The organism is Vibrio sp. 3-2(1) (genome assembly GCF_963887575.1).
GTDB lineage: Bacteria > Pseudomonadota > Gammaproteobacteria > Enterobacterales > Vibrionaceae > Vibrio > Vibrio anguillarum.
Genome location: NZ_CAWPGB010000033.1, coordinates 262,327 through 284,550, shown reverse-complemented (window position 1 = coordinate 284,550; position 22,224 = coordinate 262,327). Strand labels below are relative to the sequence as shown.

The window sequence follows — 22,224 nt, the reverse complement described above, 5'->3', positions numbered from 1 at the left end:
AAAGTTCCATTTATACGCTGAAAGATGTGCAAAATCGACCTTCCAGAATACAATTTGTTGTGTTTTATCAAGGGTTGCTGCTTTTTAAATCAATAATCAACCAAAATAGCAACACCGCTGAGAAATTGCGGCTGATTATAGCGTTAAAATACCAAAATCATCAAAACTCTCGTAGAGTATTTATTTTTAGTAATGGATAGAAGGTCAGTATGATGAATTTACCACTGCGACTCGGCCTTACCATGTGGTCACACGCGGGCTGGCAAAGTACGTTTTACGGCGCGGGAACGCCTGCGGCGCAGCGTCTTGAAAAGTATGCGAGGGTTTTTCATACCGTTGAAGGCAACACTACTTTCTATGCGTCACCTTCCATGAACACAGTACAGAACTGGCGCGCCGCCACTCATGATGATTTTCGGTTTACGTTCAAACTGCCCAAAGCTATTACCCACGAACATAAGCTCACTGGCTGCCAAGATCAGTTAAAAGATTTTATGATGCTCATGGAGCCTCTGCACTCTCGTGTTGGATTATGGACCATCCAACTGCCAGCTACTTTTGGCCCACAGCACTTAGAGCAGCTGAAAAAATTCTGCGCCTATTTTCCCGCGGGTTTTCCACTAAGCGTTGAAGTACGGCACCTTGAGTTTTTTGCTAAAGGCGAAGCTGAAAAAGCGCTCAATCAATGGTTAGTTGAATCGTCGATTGACCGAATCATTATGGATAGTCGTCCTATCTTTTCGGCCAAACCGACGACCGACGTCATCATTGATGCTCAGAAAAAGAAACCTAAAGTCCCTGTTCACGCCATTGCCACGGCACAAACGCCGATGATCCGTTTTATCGGCCACCCAGAATTAGAGGCCAATTACCCCTTTTTTGAAGCGTGGATGACCAAACTGCCACATTGGATCGAACAAGGAAAACAACCTTATCTTATGGTCCACACGCCAGACAATATTGAAGCCCCATTATTAGCCGCCGAACTATACCAACAGCTGCAACAACGACTCACATTACCTACATTGACAACATTTCCAGCCCAAGATGACCAGCACCAAATCACCCTATTTTGATGATCGCGTGCGAGGTTAATGACACGCGCACACTTTTCTCTTAGAATGTGCGCCTTTTTTAAGGTAGCGCGACGGTCAGCATTGCTTTTTACGCATCGCCATGAGGTACATTATGAGCCATCATAAAGACATCATTTTTTCTGCTCCAATCGATAAAATTGGTGATTTTACGTTTGATGAACGAGTTGCTGAAGTCTTCCCTGATATGATTCAGCGCTCTGTGCCGGGGTACAGCAATATTATCTCTGCAATCGGCATGTTAGCTGAGCGCTTTGTTAAGCCACACTCTACTATTTATGATCTGGGTTGCTCTTTAGGGGCGGCTACGCTTTCGATGCGTCGTCATATTCACCAAGAAGGTTGTAAAATTGTAGCGGTTGATAATTCGCCTGCTATGGTTGAGCGTTGTAAATTGCACATTAACGCCTATCGTTCGGATACGCCTGTCGAGGTGATTGAAGCCGACATCCGTGAGATTGAAATTCATGATGCCTCAGTGGTGGTGCTCAATTTTACGCTGCAATTTCTATCGCCAGAAGATAGGCTCGCACTGCTTGAAAAAATCTACGTGGGTCTTCGCCCCGGTGGCATACTGATTTTATCTGAAAAGTACATTTTTGAAGATGAAACGGCGCATGATCTGCTAATTGACCTTCATCATGATTTCAAGCGAGCCAATGGTTACAGCGAATTAGAAATCAGTCAAAAACGCAGTGCGATTGAAAATGTGATGCGCCCAGACTCCATCACAACACATAAAGCTCGCTTTAAACACATTGGCTTTTCAAGTTATGAAGTGTGGTTCCAGTGTTTCAACTTTGGCTCGATGTTCGCTATCAAATAATAGAATGCCGTTTTGGCTTTTTTCCCTAGAAGGCCCAAAACCTGACCAGCCATTTATCTAGGATCTTTTTACCTCATCTAGGAATACGCTTTGCATGTTTAACTTTGCCAATTTTTATCAACTGATCGCTCAAGATACCCGTCTTCAACCTTGGCTAAACGTTTTGCCACAACAGTTGACGGACTGGCAAAATACAGAGCATGGCGACTTTGACCGCTGGGTTCGTGCGTTAAATAAAATTCCCTCGGGTACACCTGAGCTGATCGAGCTCAAGCAGTCAGTCACTCTCTCAAATAGCACACCGCTGACGTTAGGCGAACAGAAGAAATTAGAAAGTTTGCTTAAAACCTTTCATCCTTGGCGCAAAGGCCCCTATCACTTACACGGTATCCATATCGACACTGAGTGGCGATCCGATTGGAAATGGGACCGCGTATTGCCCCACATTTCACCGCTGAAAGACCGTTCCGTGCTGGATGTCGGCTGTGGTAATGGTTATCACATGTGGCGTATGCTTGGCGAAGGTGCTCGCCTGTGTGTGGGTATCGACCCTTCGCACCTGTTTTTAGTGCAGTTTGAAGCGGTGCGTAAACTATTGGGTGATGACCAACGTGCTCATCTTCTGCCACTAGGCATTGAACAGTTACCCGAATTGAACGCCTTTGATACCGTATTTAGCATGGGTGTCCTATACCATCGCCGCTCACCGCTAGATCATCTGATCCAATTGAAAAATCAGTTGGTCACAGGGGGCGAATTGATTCTTGAGACGCTGGTGATTGAAGGCGATGAAAATGCGGTGTTGGTCCCTGTCGACCGCTACGCACAAATGCGTAACGTCTATTTTTTCCCTTCCGCCAAAGCGCTCAAAGTGTGGCTTGAGAAATGTGGTTTTGGTGACGTGCGTATCGTTGATGAGAGCGTCACCTCTGTTGATGAACAACGAACAACTCAATGGATGACGCACAACTCATTGCCCGACTATCTTGACCCAAACGACCCAAGCAAAACCGTAGAAGGGTATCCCGCACCACGACGCGCTATTTTGGTAGCAAAAAAACTATAATTGACACAGTTTTAACGCTTGACTATGCGTATAATACTACCCTTGTCAAAGGATGCCGTACGCATCCTTTTTTATCAGCTAAATTTTGTTAGCTAAACTTCGGTTTATCCGTATTCATTCATTCATTACAAACACATAAGGTCGCAAATGTTTAAGTCTGTAGCCCCCGTCATTGCCATTGCCTTACTGTCAGGTTGCACTCTAACCAATGGTGAACAATACCACCAAGCTACCCTCGCAGCGATTCAAGCTTCCGAATCGAACCTCAGCAACACAATGACCAACCTTGAGCTTCAGCTAAGTAACCAGAATGATTACATTGAAAGCCTTGAAAACCAAATATCAAAACTCGATCGAAAACTAACAAAACTTAAGCAGATCACGACCAATACCCAACAAAAACGTGTAGAAGCAACCAGTAATGATGATGTGATAATTCCAGTCGCTACACCCTCTATTCAAAAATCACGCTATGACGTCATTTTAGGTGAAGTCGAAAAAGTCACGATTGATTCGATCAAACAAACCTTTGATGCTCGAGTTGATACAGGGGCCGCCACCTCTTCACTCAATGCGATTGATATTGAAGAGTTTGAACGTAATGGGAAAAACTGGGTGCGCTTTCATCTTTCCGATGGTGAGAAAGCAACAGACGAGAGTAACTGGATTGAATCACCCATTATTCGCTACGTTAAAATTCGCCAATCGACCAATGAAGAAATGGAACGCAGAGCCGTTGTTGAGCTGTGGGTAAAATTAGGCAGTATTCACGAAAAAGCACAGTTCACTTTGGCTGATCGCTCTCAAATGAGCCATGCTATTCTTCTAGGCCGCGAGTTTATTCGTGATATCGCGTTAGTCGATGTCAGTCGCAAGTACATCCAAACCGAAACTAAATAGTAGCAAGGACATTTATGACGTCACGAGTTCCATTTTATCTATCCGTTTTATTGCTGATAGTGGCAGGAATTACACTGAGTGTAGTTCGCCACCAAACTTACGGGGTGCCATGGACACCTGGAGAAACTCGCCAAATTTGGGATATTGAAGCACGCGTCGAATTCAATGCGTTAGGTAAAGAAGCCAAAGTCTCTTTAGCTGCACCTCATACTCAAGATGGGTATACCTTAATCAATGAATCGTCATCGTCGCCGGGTTATGGCGTAGCTTACGTGACTACTGACACGGGCAAACGTGTTGAGTGGTCAATCCGCAAAGCAACTGGCCCGCAAACGATTTACTACAAAAGCCAATTTTTAGTCGATCCTCAAGCGAAAGCGGACCCTATCCCGCCGGTGGGTGATGTAGTTCAACCGACCTTTAACGGTCCAGAAGAAGCAGCAGCTATCGCATTAATTGAACGAGCGAATCAACGCTCGGCGGATAACATCACTTTTACCCGCGAACTGATTAAAAACCTCAATGACGCCGATAGCCAAAACGCCTCTTTGCTGCTTAATAAAATGAGCAAAGTGGACGCCACACAAAAACTGCTGTCATACTCTCAAATTCCCAATAAGGTCGTTGGTGTTATTCAGCTCGAAGATGGTCGCCGCCGTCAAACGATTCAACACATGAACGAAATATGGAATGGCGATCAGTGGGTGCTTTTTAACCCTGAAACGGGCACGCAGCCCAACCACCCTAACCTACTGGTTTGGGATGAATCCAACGTTTCACTGCTGGATGTCACGGGTGGACAAAATAGCCAAGTTCACTTCACTATGCTGTCTCAAGATGTTTCACCTCAAACGGCAACCAATAATAAAATTGAGGCCGACAAACTCTTAAACTTCTCTATTCACAGCTTACCGCTTGAAGAGCAAGCAATGTTCAAGACCATTATGTTGATCCCTATCGGCGCATTAATTGTGGTGTTCTTACGGGTGATTATTGGGCTAAAGACCTCAGGTACTTTCATGCCTGTACTGATCGCCGTAGCCTTTGTTCAAACTCAATTACTGACAGGTATCGTGGGCTTTCTGCTTATCGTCGGAACGGGTTTAATCATTCGTAGCTATTTATCGAAATTAAACCTGCTATTGGTAGCACGGATATCGGCGGTCATCATTGCGGTAATACTCATCATCTCTGTCTTTACCGTCGTTGCCTTTAAGATCGGGCTGACCGAAGGGTTATCCATTACCTTCTTCCCGATGATCATTCTCTCTTGGACCATCGAACGCATGTCGATTCTGTGGGAAGAAGAAGGAGCAAAAGAGGTTATCTTACAAGGTGGCGGCTCACTGTTTACCTCAGTATTGATCTACTTAGGTATGACTAACTCTTATGTGCAACACCTAACCTTTAATTTTATTGGCTTACAGCTGATCGTATTGGCTGCCATTCTGCTATTGGGAACCTATACGGGCTACCGTTTAACTGAACTTCGCCGCTTTAAACCGTTAGCCGAGGAGTAAAGATGTTTTCATTATCCGAATACACTTCTCCATTTAAGCTACGCCGTAAAGGCATTATGGGCATGAACAAGCGTAACCATAGCTACATTGGTCGCTATAACGATCGCTCAAAATACCCATTGGTTGATGATAAGTTACAAACCAAATTGATTGCGCAACGTGCGGGTTGTACTGTGCCAAAACTGATTGGTGTGATCAGTAATCAAGCGGATGTGAAGTCGATCCATGCCATGGTTAAAGAGTGGCCGGGCTTTGTGATAAAACCTGCACGCGGAAGCGGTGGTAAAGGAATTTTAGTGATTATGTCGCACAAGGATGGCGTGTACACTAAACCTTCTGGTGCGACAATCAACCAGCAAGATGTTGAGCGCCACATCAGTAATGCCTTGGCCGGACTATTTTCACTAGGCGGTAAAAATGATGTTGCTGTGGTTGAAAACCTAATTAAGTTTGACGATTGTTTCGAAGGCTTTAGCTATGAAGGTGTGCCTGATGTACGCATTATTGTCTTCAAAGGTTACCCCGTCATGGCGATGATGCGCCTTTCGACTTCGGCTTCTGATGGTAAAGCCAACTTACACCAAGGCGCTGTTGGCGTAGGTCTTGATATTGCGACAGGAAAAGCAGTACGAGCCGTGCAGTTTAATTTACCCATCACTGAGCACCCAGATACCGGCAAAGAGCTCTCCACGCTGCAAGTACCACATTGGAAAAAGCTACTCACCTTAGCCTCTAGCGCTTGGGAAATGACCGGCCTTGGTTATATGGGAACCGACATGGTGTTGGATAAAGAAGAAGGACCAATGGTACTTGAACTGAACGCTCGCCCAGGGCTTGCTATCCAGATAGCCAATGGCGCAGGGCTGCTGCCACGTTTGCAGCATATCGAAAGTTTAGGATCGCAACTTATCTACCCTAGCCCAGAAGAACGCGTGGCTTATGCCGCTAAGCAATTCGGCTCTGGTGAGTTAAGTGAGTAACTCTCACCAAATTTAATCACTAAAAAGCCCAATCTCTATCAGGAGTATTGGGCTTTTTTATTAGCGATGGAGGCGATGCTTACAGCATTTCGGCCATCTGCTGTGCTTCTGATTTTGGTTTTTCAGTTTGACCAAAACCTCGCAGACCGACCACATGAACGTGTTCGTGATCTTTAAACACTTTGCGCACTAATTTATAGGTCGTGCCTTTCTCAGGGCTAATGTTCTCTGGCGCAGCAATTAAAAGTTGCATATCCAGACGCTCGCACAGTTCAAACAAGGTTGAAATGGATTTAGCATCCAAACGCGCCGCTTCATCTAAAAACAGTAAACGACATGGAACGATGTCTTTACTGCGTAGACGACGAGATTCCTCTTCCCAACTTTGAATCACCATCAATAAAATAGACTGCCCAGTACCAATCGCTTCACCAGTCGATAACGCCCCCGATTCCGCTTGCAACCAGCCATCGGATCCGCGATTTACTTCAACACTCAACTCTAAGTAGTTACGGTAATCCAATAGCTCTTCACCCAATACTTGCGGTGAACGTTGCCCCATATCGATATGCGGGTTAACACGCTGGAACAATTTCGCCATCGCTTCGGAGAAGGTATAACGAGTACTCTCAAACAGATCTTTATGCTGACTCTGTTTTTCAGATAATCCCGCGAGTAGGATTTCATGGCTCTCGCGTACTTTCACGTTAAGGCGAACGCCTTTCACCTGACCAAAGTTAATGTTAGACAAACCTTGGTTGAGCATCCGAATACGATTTTGCTCACGTTGAATGGTTTTTTTGATGATGCTGGCCACCGATTCAGAGCTGATCGCTAAACGGTTTTCACGTTGAGTCAACTCTTCAGTTAGACGCGCAAGCTCCACTTCCATCTCTTCAATCGCTTCAACAGGATCATCGGTGCGAATGATGTCTTGGCGAATACGCTCACGCAGATGTTGATACACGGCGATGTAGAATAACACTTTGCGTTCTGGATGTGCGTTATCTTCCGACAAACGCAGTGCATCGCGTAAGTCGTCATTGCTTGCGACTGCTAAACGCAGCGCGCCCAACGATTTATCCGACATGGAACGCAGTTCATCGGCCGATAGATACGCCAGCTCACGTTTATGCAAGCGGCGCTCAACATCGTGATCACGCGCCAAACGTAATACAGAGCACCACCCTGCTTTTGCATTCACCACAAATGTGCGCAGATCTTGATAATCTTTCTGCACCTTTTTCAACCGTTTAACTAATGCTTTCATTTCAAGATCAGTTGCGGTCAGTGTACGTTCATACTCGCTCTTACGGGTACGTGAGGCATGCAGACGCTGTTGCAATTCATCACGACGACGTTCAGCACGCTCTTGCGCACCTTCATCGGCATGCACACCAAACTCTTGTAGCTCCTGCTTGAACTCTTGAACCGTTTCCAACTTAGCTTGATGTGAGCTTTTTAAGGCTGCTAGTACTTGGTTATATTGGTTCATTTGACTTTGAGCCTGTTTGAGCTCATCACGAGTACGGGTACGGGCGCTTTCTGCCTCAACCAATTTGTTTTTGAGCTGCTCACTTAGCTCGCTGCTTTTACTGAGCAGATCAACCGAATCGGAATAGCTAAAATAGTGGCGGCGTTCAATCACGTCTGAGAGTGCAAAGATCTGCACTTTCAATGTCTGAAGAGCTTGATCCGCTTGCTGATATTGTGCAGTGAGTGCATCAAATTGCTGCGGGTCAACTTCAAGCGCTGAAGCAAGCTGCTCTAACTCCGCGATGGCTTTACCGTGCGAACTTAAAAACGCTTTCGCTTCCGCCAGTTGATTAATATTCAGCTCAGCTTCATCGAAACGTGCTTGCAATGCCTCATCTTCAATGAGCAACATGTTAGGAGCCAGCTTATCGAGCATCGTTAACGCGTGTTTGCTCAACTGTAACTGGTTGCGCTGCTGCTGCTCTTTTGCGTCCAATTCAGCCAATACACGGACGAGCTGATTGCGTTGCTCACGTGCAGCTTGCAACGCTTGTTCTGGATCGGCTTCAAAAGCGACTTGGATGTGTGAAGCAACAAATTGGTTAAAGCTGTGGTATAGACGTTGCAGTTTTTGTGAATCAAACGCCGCTTTCGCGTGCTCTTCCACCACTTCTTCGCGCTCGTTACGCAGTAACTCTAAACGTTGTTCGCGCGCGGCTCGGCCAAAGAGTGGGATCTCAGGTAAACGAGAATAACGCATTTGGCGGTTATTGAGCTGTACACATACCGCTCCTTCCAATTCGTCAGCATTGAACGAGCTATCATCAAAGGCATCGACATCCCCTTCAATGATGTACAGATCTTCTGGGCAGTCATCAAGCTCGACCAGCTTCTCTTTGATGCCAGATAAATCCGAAACCACAATCGCATGGCGAGCCGGGCCGTACATGGCACTGAAATAAGGTGCATCGTCAATCGTGATGTCATCGTAAATTTCAGACAGTAAAACGCCACCTAAGCTATCCGCTAATCCTTTCAAGCGAGGATCATTTGAACCACCAGGAGACGCCAAGCGCTCGATTTCGTTTTCAAGCTGCGCGCGACGTTCTGCCAGCTTATCTTTAGCGATTGATTGTGCTTTTTCTTGCTCAAGCACTTGCTGCATCTGCGCCATCACAGCTTGGCTATTTTCTAATGTTGCACCACTTTGTTCACGTAAAGTATGCAATGCATCATTGGCAGCAATCCAAGTCGGAGCGATCGATTCCAGTCGTTGAATTTCAGCCTGTTTATCTTGTTCGGTACGGCGCTGCTCACTGCGCTGTTCACGCAGCACTTCTTGTTCATATTCCAGAGATTCAATCAGAGCGGCGTGGCGCTCGCGCTCTTGCTCTAGTGTTAGCTCATCGTGCAAGTCAATATGGTGTTGCTTTTGGTATTCAACCACGGACTGACGCGCCACTTGCTGCTGATTTAAGCGACGTTCCAGATCTCGCTGCTGTGCATACCACTGTGCTTCATTTTGGCTGATTTGCTGGGCGTTACGCGCTTGCTGCATGATGGCTTTTGCATGCTGAGCCGCATCATGACGAGGCACTTCACCCACCACACTGCGCACCAATTTCAGTGCCTGCTCAAACTGTTCGACCGCGGCCGAAGACATGTCCAATTTATGCTTTAACGCTAATAACGTGGTCGTATTAGCGTCTTGCTGATGCTTGAGATCAGAAACCTGTGCTTGGGCACGCTCTGGTGTTAACTGATCATCATTTAGCAACTGTTTGGCTTTATCGAGCGCCTGTACGGCTTGTTGATATTGCAAGGCTCGCGTTTGTTGAACATCTAATGCTTGTTGGTAATCGGCCAGTTGACTCTTTAAGCTATCGACCTCATCTTCAGAGATAATCGCTTGCTCTTCAGCCATCATGACGCGCTCTTGCGCCTCTTCGACCACCATCATTTGCTCTTCAAGGCGAATAGTGAGCTCTTGCAAATCCTCTTGATAGCGTTCAATTTTCTCTTGCTGACGCAGTGCGTTTTGCACCAGTTGCAAATGATCAGAAGCGGCTTGGTGATCTTGCTCTAAGGTAGACTCTTGCTCTAACAGCAGTTCAAGCTCTTCTTGAACTTGATTGAGTAATCGGTTTTGTTCAATCAATGTATGGCGAGAGCCGAACAACTCGTTACGCAACGCGAGCGTTTGCTCTAGCTTATTGTGGCGATCGTTAGCGTGGCGCATGTAATCCGCGGCCACGTAATTTGTCGATTCGGTAATCAGGTGCTTGAAGAGATCGCGATCCGCTTGCGTGGTTTTGATCGCTTCTAATGTCATGCGGTTTTCACGTAACGCCGATTCCATATCTTGGAATGCTTTCTTCACACCACCATTTTGTGGCAACAGATAATCACGCAACGAGCGAGTAATGGCACTGGAAATACCGCCGTATAAAGAAGCCTCAATCAAGCGATAGAATTTTGAACGGTCACTGCTGTTACGCAGTTTTTTCGGCACCACGCCAAATTCAAACATCTGCGCGTGATAATCAACAATGGAGCTAAACGCTTTAAAATGCGCCCCTTCAATTTTCGCGACAATCTCTTTCACTTCATTGAGTTGACGCACGCGCGCGTGGTTGTCTGAGACGTTTTCAATCAGTACATCGGTTGGTTTGACATGGCTTGGCAAGCCTTGAATCACAAACGGTTTGATATCTACTTTCTTATCACGCCCCGCCACCTGTTGTAGCTTAACGCCAAACAGTAAACGCTGTTTGCGTGAATTCACTACATCCAACGCGGCGTAACATGCGCCCGCTTGCAGTTTACCGTATAAGCCTTTATCGCGAGACGCTTGTGAGCTGCCCGCTTCGGTGGTGTTTCTAAAATGGAGCAAACTTTGATCTGGGATCAAGGTAGTGATAAATGCCGCCATGGTGGTCGATTTGCCCGCACCGTTACCGCCTGACAAGGTGGTAACTAATCCATCAATATCAAAAGTACGAGCAAAAAAGCCGTTCCAATTGATCATGGTTAGCGATTGATATTTACCTCTCTCAATCATGCTTCACCTTCCCATTCTGTTTGCTCGTTAACATTTTGTTCTTCAATCTCGTCTTCGTTATCCAGCAAGCTGCCTTGATTCGGCTCTTGGGCGTGGACAACCGCCTCACCATCGCGGATCAAACGCAGTTGTGCTTCACGCATGTCGTCACCAATACGCACATCGGCACCAAAACGAAATACGGCTTCGCTAATGCGGAATTTATTGGTATCACCTAAATGGATGATCATCCCCAAACGACGTAAACGACGCAGTGAGGTACGCACTTTTTCAAACAGCTTTTCTTTATCTAAGTCTGAACCGCTGGCTCGGTTGGTAACGAGCTTCATCAGTTTTTTTTCATCGGCCAGAGACAGTAGCTCTTCGTACAATTCTTGATTAGTAAAGATGCCTTCGTGCGCAAGGCGTTCCGGACTCAAATAAAGAAAACAGAGCACTTTGCCGACCAGCATATCCAACTCAGACAGCACGCTACGATTGATTAAAGCAGTAGAGCGAGGACGCAGGTAAAAAAAGCCTTCCGGCGCTTTGACTAATTCGGTGTTATAGCGTTGGTAAAACAGCGCTAAATCGGGCTCAAAATCCAATAAAAAGGTGTGATTATCCAAATCATCACTAGAAACATGACGCCCAGCTCGAAGCTGGCTATCTAGCGCAGGAAATAAAGGATTTGAAATCGCTTTAGCCAGATTTTCTGGCATGTATTCATTAATATCTGTCGATGACATTTGCTTGTACCTTTGCACCAAAATCGTTGATCGCTTGCCAGTCAGGTTGGATGGCTTGGTAATCTTGCTCTGAGTAGCCAAGCCTCACCGCTTGATCAACAATAATTCGGGCTAAATCAAAATGATGTGTATGGGGATGAGTGGCGAGGTAGTCTCTCAGTACTCGTCCTAAATCAATTGGCATCCCTTGATCTTTATGACCTTTGAGCATGCTGCCGATACGCAAGGAGAGCTCATCATTGACTTGCTGGAACTCTTCGTACTCCACTTCTGGAGGCACTTGCCCCATCACCTCATCATCTCTTAACACGAGAGCTTCATCACGCAGGTCGGTTAAACGCTCAGCATCGGCATAAGTGAGATACCAAGGCGCGTCAAAATAGTCACTGAGCGATTGACGTAAACGCTGGCTAAACGCTCGGTTTTGGTCCATATCAATAGCGGTACGAATGAATTTATGAACATGGCGGTCGTAGCCAATCCAGAGATCGATCGCCTGTTGTCCCCAACTGGTGATGCGATCAAGTTTCATCTGTAATCCAAACAGGATTTCTTCAATGAATTCGAGTTCAGCTTCGCCATAAACCAATTCTTGGATATCCAAAATTTGCGTTTGCAGCTCATCCCCCGCCGCTTGTAAAGTGTCTTGCAGTTCACGCAGCGTTGAAGAGGTTTCAGACAATAACGATTCACAGTTGTTGATCGCTTCACGCCAATCTTTATTCAGCAACTCTGCGATTTGCAGTTTGACCGATTGCTGCTGCTCGTCCATCACACGTTGGTTTAAATCGATACGATCAAAAATTTCCCCTACCGAGTATTTTAATACGCCGTAGACGTTCTTTTTCCAATGCCCGGGAGTACCACCTTTATTCGCAGCTTCAATCGCCTTGGCCATTTCATCGGCAACCATAGAAAGCTGAATTGAGAGCTTCAGCTTGGAAAACTCTCTATGGCGGACGTAATAGTCCGTAATACCAATAGCCAACGGTGACAAACGGTAAATACTAACGCCATCAGTCATCTCGCTGGTGAAGCGGCTCATTAAGCGCTGTTTTACCAACTCATTGATCGCATTATTGGCACGAAACGCGGAGGCTTCACCAGTTTCTTCAAATAAGCGAGTTACGATGGCAAACGCATCGTGTAACTCACCTTCACCTAATTCTTCATCAAACCTTTCGTTACTCAATACTGCAATGGCAATAAGGAACGCCAGTCGTTCTGTCGTCAGGTTCAATGAGAAATCATGCTGCTTTACCCAACCAACCAATTCATCAATAGGTTGCTGTGCAGCGTTCTGAGTCATCTCACTCATTGTTATTCCTGCTCTATTTTCTTTTTCGCCCATACATGAATGTATCGACCTAGTGAGAGGTACGGCTCTTGTCTACATAATTGTTGTTCGAGTGCCAGTACATCTTCATATTGGTAGTCACCCATATTTTTCACATTCCCAATATAGTCACTGAATGATCGGATGCCCGATTTTCCACAAATCTCAAATCCTGATTCTTCGATCCATTGATACACTTCTTCAGGTTTTAGCCCTTGCTGAGGCTGGAGCTTAAACCGCTTGCGATGCGGCATGCCCTCCAATACATGGGGAATGTTGCCACAGACAACATTTTTGTACACCAAGCCATGATGGTTATAGAACATGATTGATGCCATACCACCTGGCCTAACTTGCTCTAACAAATTCTGCAATGCGGGTTTTGGCTCGGCTAACCATTCCATCACCGCGTGAAACAACAACACATCCACTGGCGCACTGAGGTGCGATTGGATGGATTGCACGGGGGAATGTACCAACCGATACTGCTCAAGCAGACCATTTTTGCGGATCTCTTGTTCGGCTAGCTGGAGCATTTCCGAGGATAAATCACACAGCGTGATTTGGTGTCCAAGCTTGGCTATTTTTTGTGACATTTGTGCCAAACCGCCGCCAGCATCAAGCACTTGCAAAGGTTTTGGGTGGTTGCTCAACAAAGCGAGCAGTTGCTCAAGATCTTGCCAAACAATGACTTGACGAATTTCACCTTTGTCAGAGCCGTATATGTTTTTTGCAAATTTGTGGGCAATATCGTCGAAATTCCGGTCTTCAGTCACAGTGGCTTGAGTTATGATAGCGAATCGTGCTGCTATTCTGTCATAGGAATGGCAGGAATAAAGGGGCTTTGTTCCTTTTTATTATCAAGTGGTGTTTTTTCGGACTATTTTGTATATGTTTGAGCTGAAAAAAGTTATTTCCTCATTATTAATGCCTCTTCCGGCAATGCTAATCCTCGGTTTTGTCGGATTAATGCTCATAATGTTCACCGTCAGACGTAAGACTGGCTGTATGTTTGTCCTCTTCTCTTTAGTGGGGATATTTCTTATCTCTTTCCAACCCTTTGCAACGCGCATGCTAATGCCTTTGGAAAGACAATACTCGGCTTTTCTCCCCGTTGATGGCACCATCGATTATGTGATGGTTTTAGGTAGCGGCCACGTAGTGGATGACCAAATCCCGCCGACCTCGGAACTCAGCCGCACTGCGTTGGTACGCTTAAACGAAGGCATACGAGTCATGCGTATGTACCCCGGCTCAAAGTTGATTTTATCAGGCTACTCTGGTGGGTCGGAATTTAGCCATGCGCGCATGCTAGCCGTGGTGGCACTCGCGCTTGGAGTGAATAAATCCGATATTATTTTGCTAGAAACAGCTAAAGATACTTGGGAAGAAGCACGACAAGCCGCCGCCTTTGTTCAACAGCGTAGGCTGGTTTTGGTAACGTCAGCCAGTCATATGGAAAGAGCGTTAAAAGAGTTTAATTCTGCAGGTATTGACCCAATACCTGCGCCAACCAATTTCTTAGCGCAAACGAATATTGAGCAACCTTGGGAAAAATACGCTCCTCGAGCGCGTTATTTAGAACAAACCGAGCGTTACTGGTATGAAACGTTAGGGCTGCTGTGGCAAGACTTACGTGATTGGGCCTCCGGGCATGGCGATACAGAGTTGGACATCAATAGCAATTAGCAATTAGCAATTGTATTCAACCCAAAACGGAGCCACTTATGTGCTCCGTTTTTCTTGATAATTGCGGCTACAAAAAATCATGGGAATAAAAAGGCACGGCCCAACGCCAATTTTACACACACGACCACTCAGCTAATCGCCAGCGAACATATAACCTTCACCGTGCACAGTCACAAAGATTTGCGGATTCTTGGGATCAAACTCCATCTTCGCCCTCATGCGTCGAATCAGTACATCAATCGTTCGATCGTTAGGTGCATCCACACGGTGGCTGATCATATTTAAAATACGTTCACGGCTAAGGACTTGATTCGGATATGACGACAAGGCAACTAATAGCTCATATTCCGCTTTGGTCAGTTTTACGGGCTCACCATTACGGCTCAGCGCTCGGCGCTGGATATCAAAGGTCCACTCGCTAAAGCGCACTAAATTCGCATTGTGAGATACACCACTCTCTTCGTTCAGTTTGTTTTTTGCGGTCGAGATCCGCCACAGCAAGTTTTTCACTCTCACCAGCAACTCGCGCAATTCAAAAGGTTTCGTTACGTAATCATCGGCCCCCATTTCAAGACCAACAATCTTATCAATGCTATCCGTGCGCCCTGTCACTAATATGATGCCAATATCAGATTGGCTGCGTAGCTCACGCGTTAACATTAAACCATCTTCACCGGGTAAATTAATGTCTAGCATAATCAGATCTATCGCGCTGTTTTTCAAAGCATCTCTCATCTGAGTACCGCTTTCCGCTTGCGTTACCATATAACCTTCGCTTTGAAAGTATCCAGCTAGCTTGCTGCGAGTGACTGCATCATCTTCAACTACTAATACGTGATAGCTCATTTACACCACTTTACTCGATAGAAATGTTCAAACCTCGGCTCGAGATTCTGTACAAAGCCATTCTATTCATAAATAGTCATAATTCTAGTCGTATCACTTTTAAAATTAAGAAAGATGAGAGTTTATTGATTCAAAACAACCTTCCAGACATCCATTAACTTAATGAAAAAATCACTCATATTTTTTCATTTTCTTAGCGACTGCTATTCATTTTTATTAGTTACACTTAGATCAATTACTTTTTAAAAACGATTTTCGCAAAACCACCCCCTTGGAGAGCCAATACCATGCAAGACATCAAAGCTTTTAATGAACAGCGTGCCGAGATTTATTGGTGGCTTTCGAGCTTATTTGTGAAAGAACTTTCGGAGCATGAATTAGAGCAATACTATACGCCCGCTATTCGCACATTTCTTTCAGGATTAGCAGAAAACGCGACACTTAAACCTGCCATTGATAAATTAGTTGATGCACTGAACCGATTGCAAGACAAAGAAGACGCACAGCTTGAGCTCGCAGCCGATTTCTGTGATCTTTTTTTAAAATCCAATAAGGAGTCCGCGCTACCCTATGCCTCAATTTACATTGGAAAATCAGGGTTGCTCAATGACGAACCAGCCAGAGCAATGTCGGATTTGATGGCAGCCCATCACATTGCAGTCAACGATACACTCAACGAACCCGCCGACCACATTGCGATTGAACTGGATTTCTTAGGTAACTTGATCATTCGCTCAAATGAGCTTGAACAAGAGACACACCTTGAACAAGCCTTTACGCAGCAGTGTGATTTTATTGAACAACATTTGCTCTCTTGGATCCCACAATTCCATCTTCGCTGCCAACAAATTGATCAATTTGGTTTTTACGGTGCCGCAAGCGAATTGTTGGTCGCGTTTCTTCACTTAGACCGCGACTATTTATCAAACTAGTAAGATAACTTGGTTAATACCAATTACTAAATCGGTCAATTGTGACTGTTGACCGATTTATTCGGTGGATTTTTCGTTGCTTGATGGACATTTGCGGACTAGAATCTTGACCGCAAACGATAAAAAATGAATTTAAGATGCAACCGCTGATTAGAGGCGGTTTTTGTGTTTTTACTACTTTTAGGCTTCAATATAACACCGATAGGCCTAATACCGCTGAATTGCTCTTCGTGACTATCACTTTCAGCAGTTATCGACAGGACAGAGAATTTATGGCTACGATTAAAGACGTTGCACGCTTAGCGGGCGTATCAACCACCACGGTATCGCATGTAATCAATAAAACTCGCTTTGTGGCTGAAGCAACCCAAGAACGAGTGATGGAAGCGGTATCAGAGCTTAACTATGCACCAAGTGCAGTCGCTCGCAGCTTAAAATGCAACACCACCCGTACCATTGGTATGTTAGTGACCCAATCGACAAACTTATTTTTTTCTGAGGTTATCGATGGTGTTGAAAGTTACTGCTACCGCCAAGGCTACACACTTATTTTGTGCAATACCGGCGGTATTTACGAGAAGCAACGCGACTACATCCGCATGCTAGCGGAAAAACGTGTCGATGGTATGTTGGTCATGTGCTCGGACCTCACCCAAGAACTGCTTGAGATGCTTGATCGTCATTCAGACATTCCGAAAGTTATCATGGACTGGGGCCCTGAAAGTTCTCAAGCCGATAAAATTATTGATAACTCAGAGGAAGGCGGATATCTCGCCACCAAATACCTTATTGATCATGGCCATACTGACATTGCTTGCTTAAGTGGACACTTCGAAAAAGCGGCGTGCCAAGAGCGTATTCAAGGGTTTAAGCGTGCTCTTGCCGAAGCAAGCCTAACCGTTCATGAAGATTGGATTTTGGAAGGTAACTTCGAGTGTGATACTGCGGTTCTCGCCGCCGACAAGATCGCCGCCATGGACAAGCGCCCAACGGCTGTTTTTTGCTTTAACGATACAATGGCTCTCGGTTTAATGAGTCGCTTGCAACAAAAAGGCATCCGTATTCCTGATGACATGTCTGTTATTGGTTATGACAATATTGAACTTGCTGAGTATTTCTCGCCACCGTTAACCACGGTTCACCAGCCAAAACGACGAGTAGGGAAAAACGCCTTTGAAATCCTATTGGAACGCATTAAAGACAAAGAGCATGAACGTCGTGTGTTTGAGATGCATCCCGAGATTGTTGAACGCAACACAGTAAAAAACATAACGAAATAGTGTCATTATTTAAAGCAAGCGACAAATGTCAATTTTATGGATTTTCCCATATTCGAGACAGAGCGCCGTATTAAATAATAGTAAATTTGGAATGAGCATCACGCAAATAATAAATAAACGTGATGCTCATCCAAAAATTTATATATTCTTACTATTAGAAGTCACGCACAGGGCAAACCATTTGAAAAGATGGGACGCAAAGCCTCCGGCCTAAACCGACTATTCGGTAGGTAGCGGGGTTGCCGATGGCAAATATGCAAACGTTAAGTTTACCCCTTACTGACACTCTTTCTGCATAAGTTTGCTAATCTCTCGGACCTGATTTTGGTGGCGTTTTTCCCATACACCGAGAATTTACAGCATGGATAAACCAGTACTTAAAGATTCAATGCGACTCTTCGAACAACTTGGACGCGTTAAGTCCCGTTCAATGTTTGGCGGCTTCGGCATTTTTGTCGATGACACCATGTTTGCTTTGGTCGTAAACGATAAACTTCATATTCGCGCAGACGATCTATCAACCTCTCGCTTTAAAGAGCAAGGCTATGAGCCCTATATCTATAAAAAACGTGGGTTCCCTGTCGTCACAAAATACTTCGCATTACCTGACAATTGTTGGGAAAACCCTTCGCTTATTTTACGAGATGCTGCTGTCGCACTCGAAATCGCCAAACAAGAACGAGAAGTTCAAGCCCAAACGAAGCCAGAACGCCTAAAAGATCTCCCGAACCTTCGACTCGCCACCGAACGTATGCTTAAGAAAGCAGGAATAGAATCTGTAACGGATTTGCATACAAAGGGGGCTTTGGAAGCCTATAAAGCGATTCAGCAAACCCATTCTTCTTCAATCAGTCTTGAATTGCTATGGGCCCTTGAAGGTGCGATTGAAGGCAAGCATTGGTCGGTTATCCCACAATCTCGACGCGATGAATTAGCGAAAAGCCTTTAACCTCCGAGTAAATAAATATCTCGATTAAATAATCAAATACGCTCGTATCACCATGCGAGCGTTTTTTTTCATCCCGTTTTGAAATATAAATTCGACTTCCTCTGTCTTCTTCACTATATCTAGTAAAATATGTCGTTTTGAGGAATACCATGAATAAAAAACTTCTCTTAGGCTTGGCTTTATTTGCCTTTATTGTCTTTTTGATTGTAAATTTTGGCCACTATCTAACGTTAGATAATGCCAAAGCACAGCAAATGCTATTAAACGAATACATTAGCCAAAACGTGATCAGCGCTGCTTTGATCTATTTCTCACTCTATATTGTGCTCACGGCTTTCTCTATCCCAGGAGCGGCGGTCGTCACGTTACTGGGTGCTGCGCTGTTTGGTTTTTGGACTAGCTTACTGCTTGTCTCCTTTGCCAGCACCATAGGCGCAACTATCGCCTTTTTGAGTAGCCGTTTCTTACTGCGTGAATGGATTCAAACAAAATTTGGTCAAAAGCTGCAAACGATTAATCAAGGCGTTGCAAAAGATGGGGCATTTTATCTATTCTCACTGCGCTTAATTCCGGTTCTCCCTTTTTTCTTGATTAATTTATTAATGGGCCTAACACCCATATCAACCGCTCGCTTTTACCTGATTAGCCAACTCGGTATGCTGCCCGGCACTGCCGTTTATCTGAATGCTGGTACTCAACTAGCTGAAATTGAAAGCTTATCCGGCATTGTATCTCCTTCGGTTTTGCTTTCATTTGCTCTATTAGGTCTTTTTCCTATTCTCACCAAGTGGATTATGGCCAGATTGAACAAAAAACCAACTTCCGCCTGAAGTGAATAATGATGAAAATTTGTGTTTCAAACCACCCGATAGAGGCATATATAGTTTGTCAGTATTTACAGCAATTCAATATTCGCTGTGAAGTGAGAGGCGATAACTTATACGGCTTAGGTGGAGAGCTCCCTTTTTCAGAAGAAACCTTGCCCTATATATGGCTGTTGGATGAAACTCAAATCGCCGAGGCTCAAGCACAATTATTGACCTATCAGATAGAAGAGATAAACGAAGAACCTAACTGGGTTTGTGGACAGTGCAACGAGGAAAATGGGCCGCAGTTTGCAGCCTGCTGGTACTGCGGTTGTTTAGATTCAGACTAACGAGTCTGATGCTGGCGGATGAACTCAATTGAATGGCGGTTAAACATCTCAGATTGTTCAACATTGCACACGTGGCCGCAATCTGGGATCTCTAATAACACACTTTGTCTATGCATTGCCACCATGTCTTTAACGGGTTGAATGAACATATAGTCTCTCTCTCCCATAAGATAAAGAGTGGGAATGGGTAGCTCTTTCTCTTTGAAGCATTTCATCAGAGGATTGACTTCGGAAGTCAGCATAAACCAGCGTTTAAACTCTTTTTGGCACAGCTTCTTCGCTTCTCGAATAAAAAGATGCCGTGACTCTTTTTGGTTGCGTTGTGGCATCACAATGTAAGCAAACAGACGATAAAGCCACATGTAAGGAATGATGTGTTTACTCAAATTACCCAACTTTACGAGCACTTGAGAGCGCACATTCAAACGGGTTATCGCTCCGCCCAAAACCATAGAGCAAACTCGCCCAGTCGCTATTTCAGCAAGATTACGCACAATAATGGTGCCGAGTGACATTCCAACAAAATGGGCAGACTGAATTTTCAAATGATCGAGCACTTTGAGAATATCAAGAGTGACGGATTTAAACGTGTAACGATTTGCCATCAACTCTTTAAACAGCTGGTTTGACTTGCCATGACCTCGTAAATCAACTAATAACAGGTTGAAATGCTCACGGTACGCTTTGATTTGCTTAAACCAGATGGATGAACTTCCACCTGCACCATGCACAAAAACAACCCATTCATCACTGGTGGGATGCAGGTAGGTCTTATGGAAAAGTAGGCTATGAGACATACAAAACCGTTAATCAGCTTCAATTTGAGAAACGCAAGACTACCACAAAACGGGGGCTGAATAGCAAAAAATCATGCGGGCTCGTTCGACTAAACAAGTAAGGCGCCAAAGCGCCTTACTTGTTATAAAAACATCAGTCATGAAACGCGAGATGATACATCTTGATGTACTCTTTCGCTGAATCCTGCCAGCTAAAATTTTGTCGCATCGCCCTCTGCTGAACCTCCAACATAGTTTCGGGATGTTGAAGATAAAACAGCATCGCTCGCTGCATTGCAATAAGCAGTGCTTCTGGAGAAGGATCATGAAAACCAAAGCCGGTCGCTTCTTCAGGAAACTTATCATAATCACGCACGGTGTCTTTTAAACCACCAACTTCACGAACGATGGGCAGCGTGCCATAAGCCATGCTGTAGATCTGATTCAAACCGCAAGCTTCAAATTCTGAAGGCATTAAGAAGAAATCAGAACCGGCTTCAACCAAATGTGCAAAACGATTGCTATAAGCTTCAACAAACGCAAATTTATCAGCATGCTTCGCCGCCATTTTATGTAGCTGAACAGCAACTTCAGGCTCTCCTGTGCCAACAATAATGAGCTGAGCATCATTGCGTAAGAACGACTCTAGTATAGGTAAAATGTAGTGGAAACCTTTTTGGTGGGTGAGTCGACAAACCATCCCAAACAAAGGCAAGTCACGCTGAGGTAATTGCAGCTCCTCTTGCAACATGCGCTTACTCGCCCGTTTGCCCGCTTGAAGTGATTCAGCTTCATCACAGTAGCCAAGAGGAAGAAATTCATCGTTTTGTGGATCCCACTCGCTATAATCACACCCATTAACAATGCCGTGCAAATCTCTAGCTCGGTGAACAAAATCATCTACTAACCCATGAGAGCCAAGCGGTGTTAGCAGCTCGGAAGCATAATTAGGGCTAACGGCATTGATTTTATCAGCAAAGGCAATCCCTGCTCTTAGCATACTGACGTGATCGTGTCCGTAGCGTAAAAATTCCATGCCAGATAAGTTCAATTCTGGGATGATCTCTAATTGATGATAAGAAAAAATACCTTTAAAAATCGCGTTGTGAACGGTCAATACGCTTTTCATATCAGAAAAATAAGCGTCATGCTGGTAACGCGTTTTCAACAAAAATGGAACCAACCCTGTATGCCAATCATTTGCATGGATAATCTGTGGTTTTTTACCGAGCTTAGGTAAAACATCTAGGCTAGCTGCTGAAAAGAAACCAAAACGCTCGCCATTATCAGCGTACGCTTGGTTATTCTCGCCATACATTTGTGCTCGGCCAAAATATTGTTCACATTCAATTAAGTACACGGCCACTCCATCTAGCTCCATCTGACGGACCAGATATGAAGTATGAGGCCAATGGGTAAGCTCAGTTTCTAGCACAACAGGAGCATCTGAAATGCCCAATATAGAACGATAAGCAGGTAGCACAATAGCTACCTGATGACCTAACTCTTGCAGTGCTTTAGGCAGTGCTTTAGCCACATCGGCCAAACCACCACTTTTGATCAAACCTTGAGCTTCTGAAACGGTAAACCAAACATCGATTTTTTCCAT

The 22,224-nt window shown here is 44.9% G+C and carries 19 protein-coding genes and 1 riboswitch; of the genes, 12 read left to right on the top strand and 7 right to left on the bottom strand.

The features are described from left to right. Positions 1-209: 209 nt before the first annotated feature. The 6 genes from AACQ79_RS12325 to AACQ79_RS12300 all read left to right on the top strand — a co-directional run bounded on the left by AACQ79_RS12325 (position 210) and on the right by AACQ79_RS12300 (position 6,386). Positions 210-1,076 carry a DUF72 domain-containing protein gene (locus AACQ79_RS12325; protein ID WP_064625032.1) on the top strand — a complete coding sequence of 289 codons (867 nt, stop codon included), beginning with the start codon at positions 210-212 and terminating at the stop codon, positions 1,074-1,076. Between the two features lie 100 nt (positions 1,077-1,176). Next, positions 1,177-1,920 (top strand): carboxy-S-adenosyl-L-methionine synthase CmoA, encoded by a 744-nt coding sequence (cmoA, locus tag AACQ79_RS12320; RefSeq protein WP_170899162.1) that lies wholly within the window; start codon positions 1,177-1,179, stop codon positions 1,918-1,920. A gap of 94 nt (positions 1,921-2,014) precedes the next feature. Continuing rightward, on the top strand, positions 2,015-2,986 hold the full coding sequence (gene cmoB / locus AACQ79_RS12315) for a tRNA 5-methoxyuridine(34)/uridine 5-oxyacetic acid(34) synthase CmoB (RefSeq protein WP_017047721.1): 972 nt from the start codon (positions 2,015-2,017) through the stop codon (positions 2,984-2,986). A gap of 147 nt (positions 2,987-3,133) precedes the next feature. Then, the gene (locus AACQ79_RS12310; RefSeq protein WP_096036302.1) at positions 3,134-3,886 is read left to right on the top strand and encodes an ATP-dependent zinc protease family protein; all 753 of its coding nucleotides are present in this window, start codon (positions 3,134-3,136) and stop codon (positions 3,884-3,886) included. A 14-nt stretch (positions 3,887-3,900) separates the two neighbouring features. Beyond that, positions 3,901-5,406: an inactive transglutaminase family protein gene (locus tag AACQ79_RS12305; RefSeq protein WP_170899161.1), complete on the top strand. Its 1,506-nt coding sequence runs from the start codon at positions 3,901-3,903 to the stop codon at positions 5,404-5,406. A 2-nt stretch (positions 5,407-5,408) separates the two neighbouring features. After that, positions 5,409-6,386 carry an alpha-L-glutamate ligase-like protein gene (locus tag AACQ79_RS12300; protein WP_170899160.1) on the top strand — a complete coding sequence of 326 codons (978 nt, stop codon included), beginning with the start codon at positions 5,409-5,411 and terminating at the stop codon, positions 6,384-6,386. Between the two features lie 79 nt (positions 6,387-6,465). Here AACQ79_RS12300 and mukB read toward each other — a convergent pair whose 3' ends face one another. From mukB to cmoM, 4 genes are read right to left on the bottom strand one after another with little or no spacing between them, the layout of a single operon-like run. After that, positions 6,466-10,923 (bottom strand): chromosome partition protein MukB, encoded by a 4,458-nt coding sequence (mukB, locus tag AACQ79_RS12295; protein WP_170899159.1) that lies wholly within the window; start codon positions 10,921-10,923, stop codon positions 6,466-6,468. Beyond that, positions 10,920-11,651: a chromosome partition protein MukE gene (gene mukE / locus AACQ79_RS12290; protein ID WP_017044662.1), complete on the bottom strand. Its 732-nt coding sequence runs from the start codon at positions 11,649-11,651 to the stop codon at positions 10,920-10,922. Before mukE ends, mukB begins: the two co-directional genes overlap by 4 nt. Beyond that, on the bottom strand, positions 11,632-12,969 hold the full coding sequence (mukF, locus tag AACQ79_RS12285; RefSeq protein WP_017044661.1) for a chromosome partition protein MukF: 1,338 nt from the start codon (positions 12,967-12,969) through the stop codon (positions 11,632-11,634). Before mukF ends, mukE begins: the two co-directional genes overlap by 20 nt. 2 nt (positions 12,970-12,971) lie before the next feature. Beyond that, positions 12,972-13,763, bottom strand: a complete 792-nt coding sequence (gene cmoM / locus AACQ79_RS12280; protein WP_017044660.1) for a tRNA uridine 5-oxyacetic acid(34) methyltransferase CmoM — start codon at positions 13,761-13,763, stop codon at positions 12,972-12,974. Positions 13,764-13,851: 88 nt separating this feature from the next. On the opposite strand from cmoM, the gene elyC reads away from it, so the two are divergent. Beyond that, a complete protein-coding gene (elyC, locus tag AACQ79_RS12275) occupies positions 13,852-14,676 on the top strand; it encodes an envelope biogenesis factor ElyC (protein ID WP_013857069.1) in 825 nt (274 codons plus the stop codon). Positions 14,677-14,808: 132 nt separating this feature from the next. Here the strand turns inward: elyC and torR are convergent, their stop codons facing one another. Beyond that, positions 14,809-15,522, bottom strand: a complete 714-nt coding sequence (gene torR, locus AACQ79_RS12270; protein ID WP_013857070.1) for a two-component system response regulator TorR — start codon at positions 15,520-15,522, stop codon at positions 14,809-14,811. Between the two features lie 287 nt (positions 15,523-15,809). Here torR and torD point away from each other — a divergent pair, with 287 nt between their 5' ends. The 5 genes from torD to AACQ79_RS12245 all read left to right on the top strand — a co-directional run bounded on the left by torD (position 15,810) and on the right by AACQ79_RS12245 (position 19,839). Beyond that, a complete protein-coding gene (gene torD / locus AACQ79_RS12265) occupies positions 15,810-16,454 on the top strand; it encodes a molecular chaperone TorD (RefSeq protein ID WP_017044658.1) in 645 nt (214 codons plus the stop codon). A gap of 272 nt (positions 16,455-16,726) precedes the next feature. After that, positions 16,727-17,734: an HTH-type transcriptional repressor PurR gene (purR, locus tag AACQ79_RS12260; RefSeq protein ID WP_026028025.1), complete on the top strand. Its 1,008-nt coding sequence runs from the start codon at positions 16,727-16,729 to the stop codon at positions 17,732-17,734. A 161-nt stretch (positions 17,735-17,895) separates the two neighbouring features. Next, positions 17,896-17,981, top strand: a riboswitch (cyclic di-GMP riboswitch). A 114-nt stretch (positions 17,982-18,095) separates the two neighbouring features. Further along, entirely contained in the window at positions 18,096-18,683 is a 588-nt protein-coding gene (locus AACQ79_RS12255) for a TfoX/Sxy family DNA transformation protein (RefSeq protein WP_013857073.1), read from the top strand. Between the two features lie 149 nt (positions 18,684-18,832). Beyond that, on the top strand, positions 18,833-19,513 hold the full coding sequence (locus AACQ79_RS12250) for a TVP38/TMEM64 family protein (RefSeq protein ID WP_170899158.1): 681 nt from the start codon (positions 18,833-18,835) through the stop codon (positions 19,511-19,513). 8 nt (positions 19,514-19,521) lie between these two features. Then, positions 19,522-19,839: a putative signal transducing protein gene (locus tag AACQ79_RS12245; protein ID WP_017044655.1), complete on the top strand. Its 318-nt coding sequence runs from the start codon at positions 19,522-19,524 to the stop codon at positions 19,837-19,839. Here the strand turns inward: AACQ79_RS12245 and AACQ79_RS12240 are convergent. Together AACQ79_RS12240 and glgA are read right to left on the bottom strand one after the other, a co-directional pair. Continuing rightward, positions 19,836-20,636 carry an alpha/beta fold hydrolase gene (locus tag AACQ79_RS12240; RefSeq protein WP_013857076.1) on the bottom strand — a complete coding sequence of 267 codons (801 nt, stop codon included), beginning with the start codon at positions 20,634-20,636 and terminating at the stop codon, positions 19,836-19,838. The two genes, AACQ79_RS12245 and AACQ79_RS12240, sit on opposite strands and share 4 nt — an antisense overlap. 133 nt (positions 20,637-20,769) lie before the next feature. After that, on the bottom strand, positions 20,770-22,224 hold the full coding sequence (glgA, locus tag AACQ79_RS12235; RefSeq protein WP_013857077.1) for a glycogen synthase GlgA: 1,455 nt from the start codon (positions 22,222-22,224) through the stop codon (positions 20,770-20,772).

Coding starts and splice junctions, on each gene's coding strand:
- AACQ79_RS12325 (WP_064625032.1), top strand. CDS start 210: ATGATGAATTTACCACTGCGACTCGGCCTTACCATGTGGTCACACGCG.
- cmoA (WP_170899162.1), top strand. CDS start 1,177: ATGAGGTACATTATGAGCCATCATAAAGACATCATTTTTTCTGCTCCA.
- cmoB (WP_017047721.1), top strand. CDS start 2,015: ATGTTTAACTTTGCCAATTTTTATCAACTGATCGCTCAAGATACCCGT.
- AACQ79_RS12310 (WP_096036302.1), top strand. CDS start 3,134: ATGTTTAAGTCTGTAGCCCCCGTCATTGCCATTGCCTTACTGTCAGGT.
- AACQ79_RS12305 (WP_170899161.1), top strand. CDS start 3,901: ATGACGTCACGAGTTCCATTTTATCTATCCGTTTTATTGCTGATAGTG.
- AACQ79_RS12300 (WP_170899160.1), top strand. CDS start 5,409: ATGTTTTCATTATCCGAATACACTTCTCCATTTAAGCTACGCCGTAAA.
- mukB (WP_170899159.1), bottom strand. CDS start 10,923: ATGATTGAGAGAGGTAAATATCAATCGCTAACCATGATCAATTGGAAC.
- mukE (WP_017044662.1), bottom strand. CDS start 11,651: ATGTCATCGACAGATATTAATGAATACATGCCAGAAAATCTGGCTAAA.
- mukF (WP_017044661.1), bottom strand. CDS start 12,969: ATGAGTGAGATGACTCAGAACGCTGCACAGCAACCTATTGATGAATTG.
- torR (WP_013857070.1), bottom strand. CDS start 15,522: ATGAGCTATCACGTATTAGTAGTTGAAGATGATGCAGTCACTCGCAGC.
- torD (WP_017044658.1), top strand. CDS start 15,810: ATGCAAGACATCAAAGCTTTTAATGAACAGCGTGCCGAGATTTATTGG.
- purR (WP_026028025.1), top strand. CDS start 16,727: ATGGCTACGATTAAAGACGTTGCACGCTTAGCGGGCGTATCAACCACC.
- AACQ79_RS12255 (WP_013857073.1), top strand. CDS start 18,096: ATGGATAAACCAGTACTTAAAGATTCAATGCGACTCTTCGAACAACTT.
- AACQ79_RS12250 (WP_170899158.1), top strand. CDS start 18,833: ATGAATAAAAAACTTCTCTTAGGCTTGGCTTTATTTGCCTTTATTGTC.
- AACQ79_RS12245 (WP_017044655.1), top strand. CDS start 19,522: ATGATGAAAATTTGTGTTTCAAACCACCCGATAGAGGCATATATAGTT.
- AACQ79_RS12240 (WP_013857076.1), bottom strand. CDS start 20,636: ATGTCTCATAGCCTACTTTTCCATAAGACCTACCTGCATCCCACCAGT.
- glgA (WP_013857077.1), bottom strand. CDS start 22,224: ATGGAAAAAATCGATGTTTGGTTTACCGTTTCAGAAGCTCAAGGTTTG.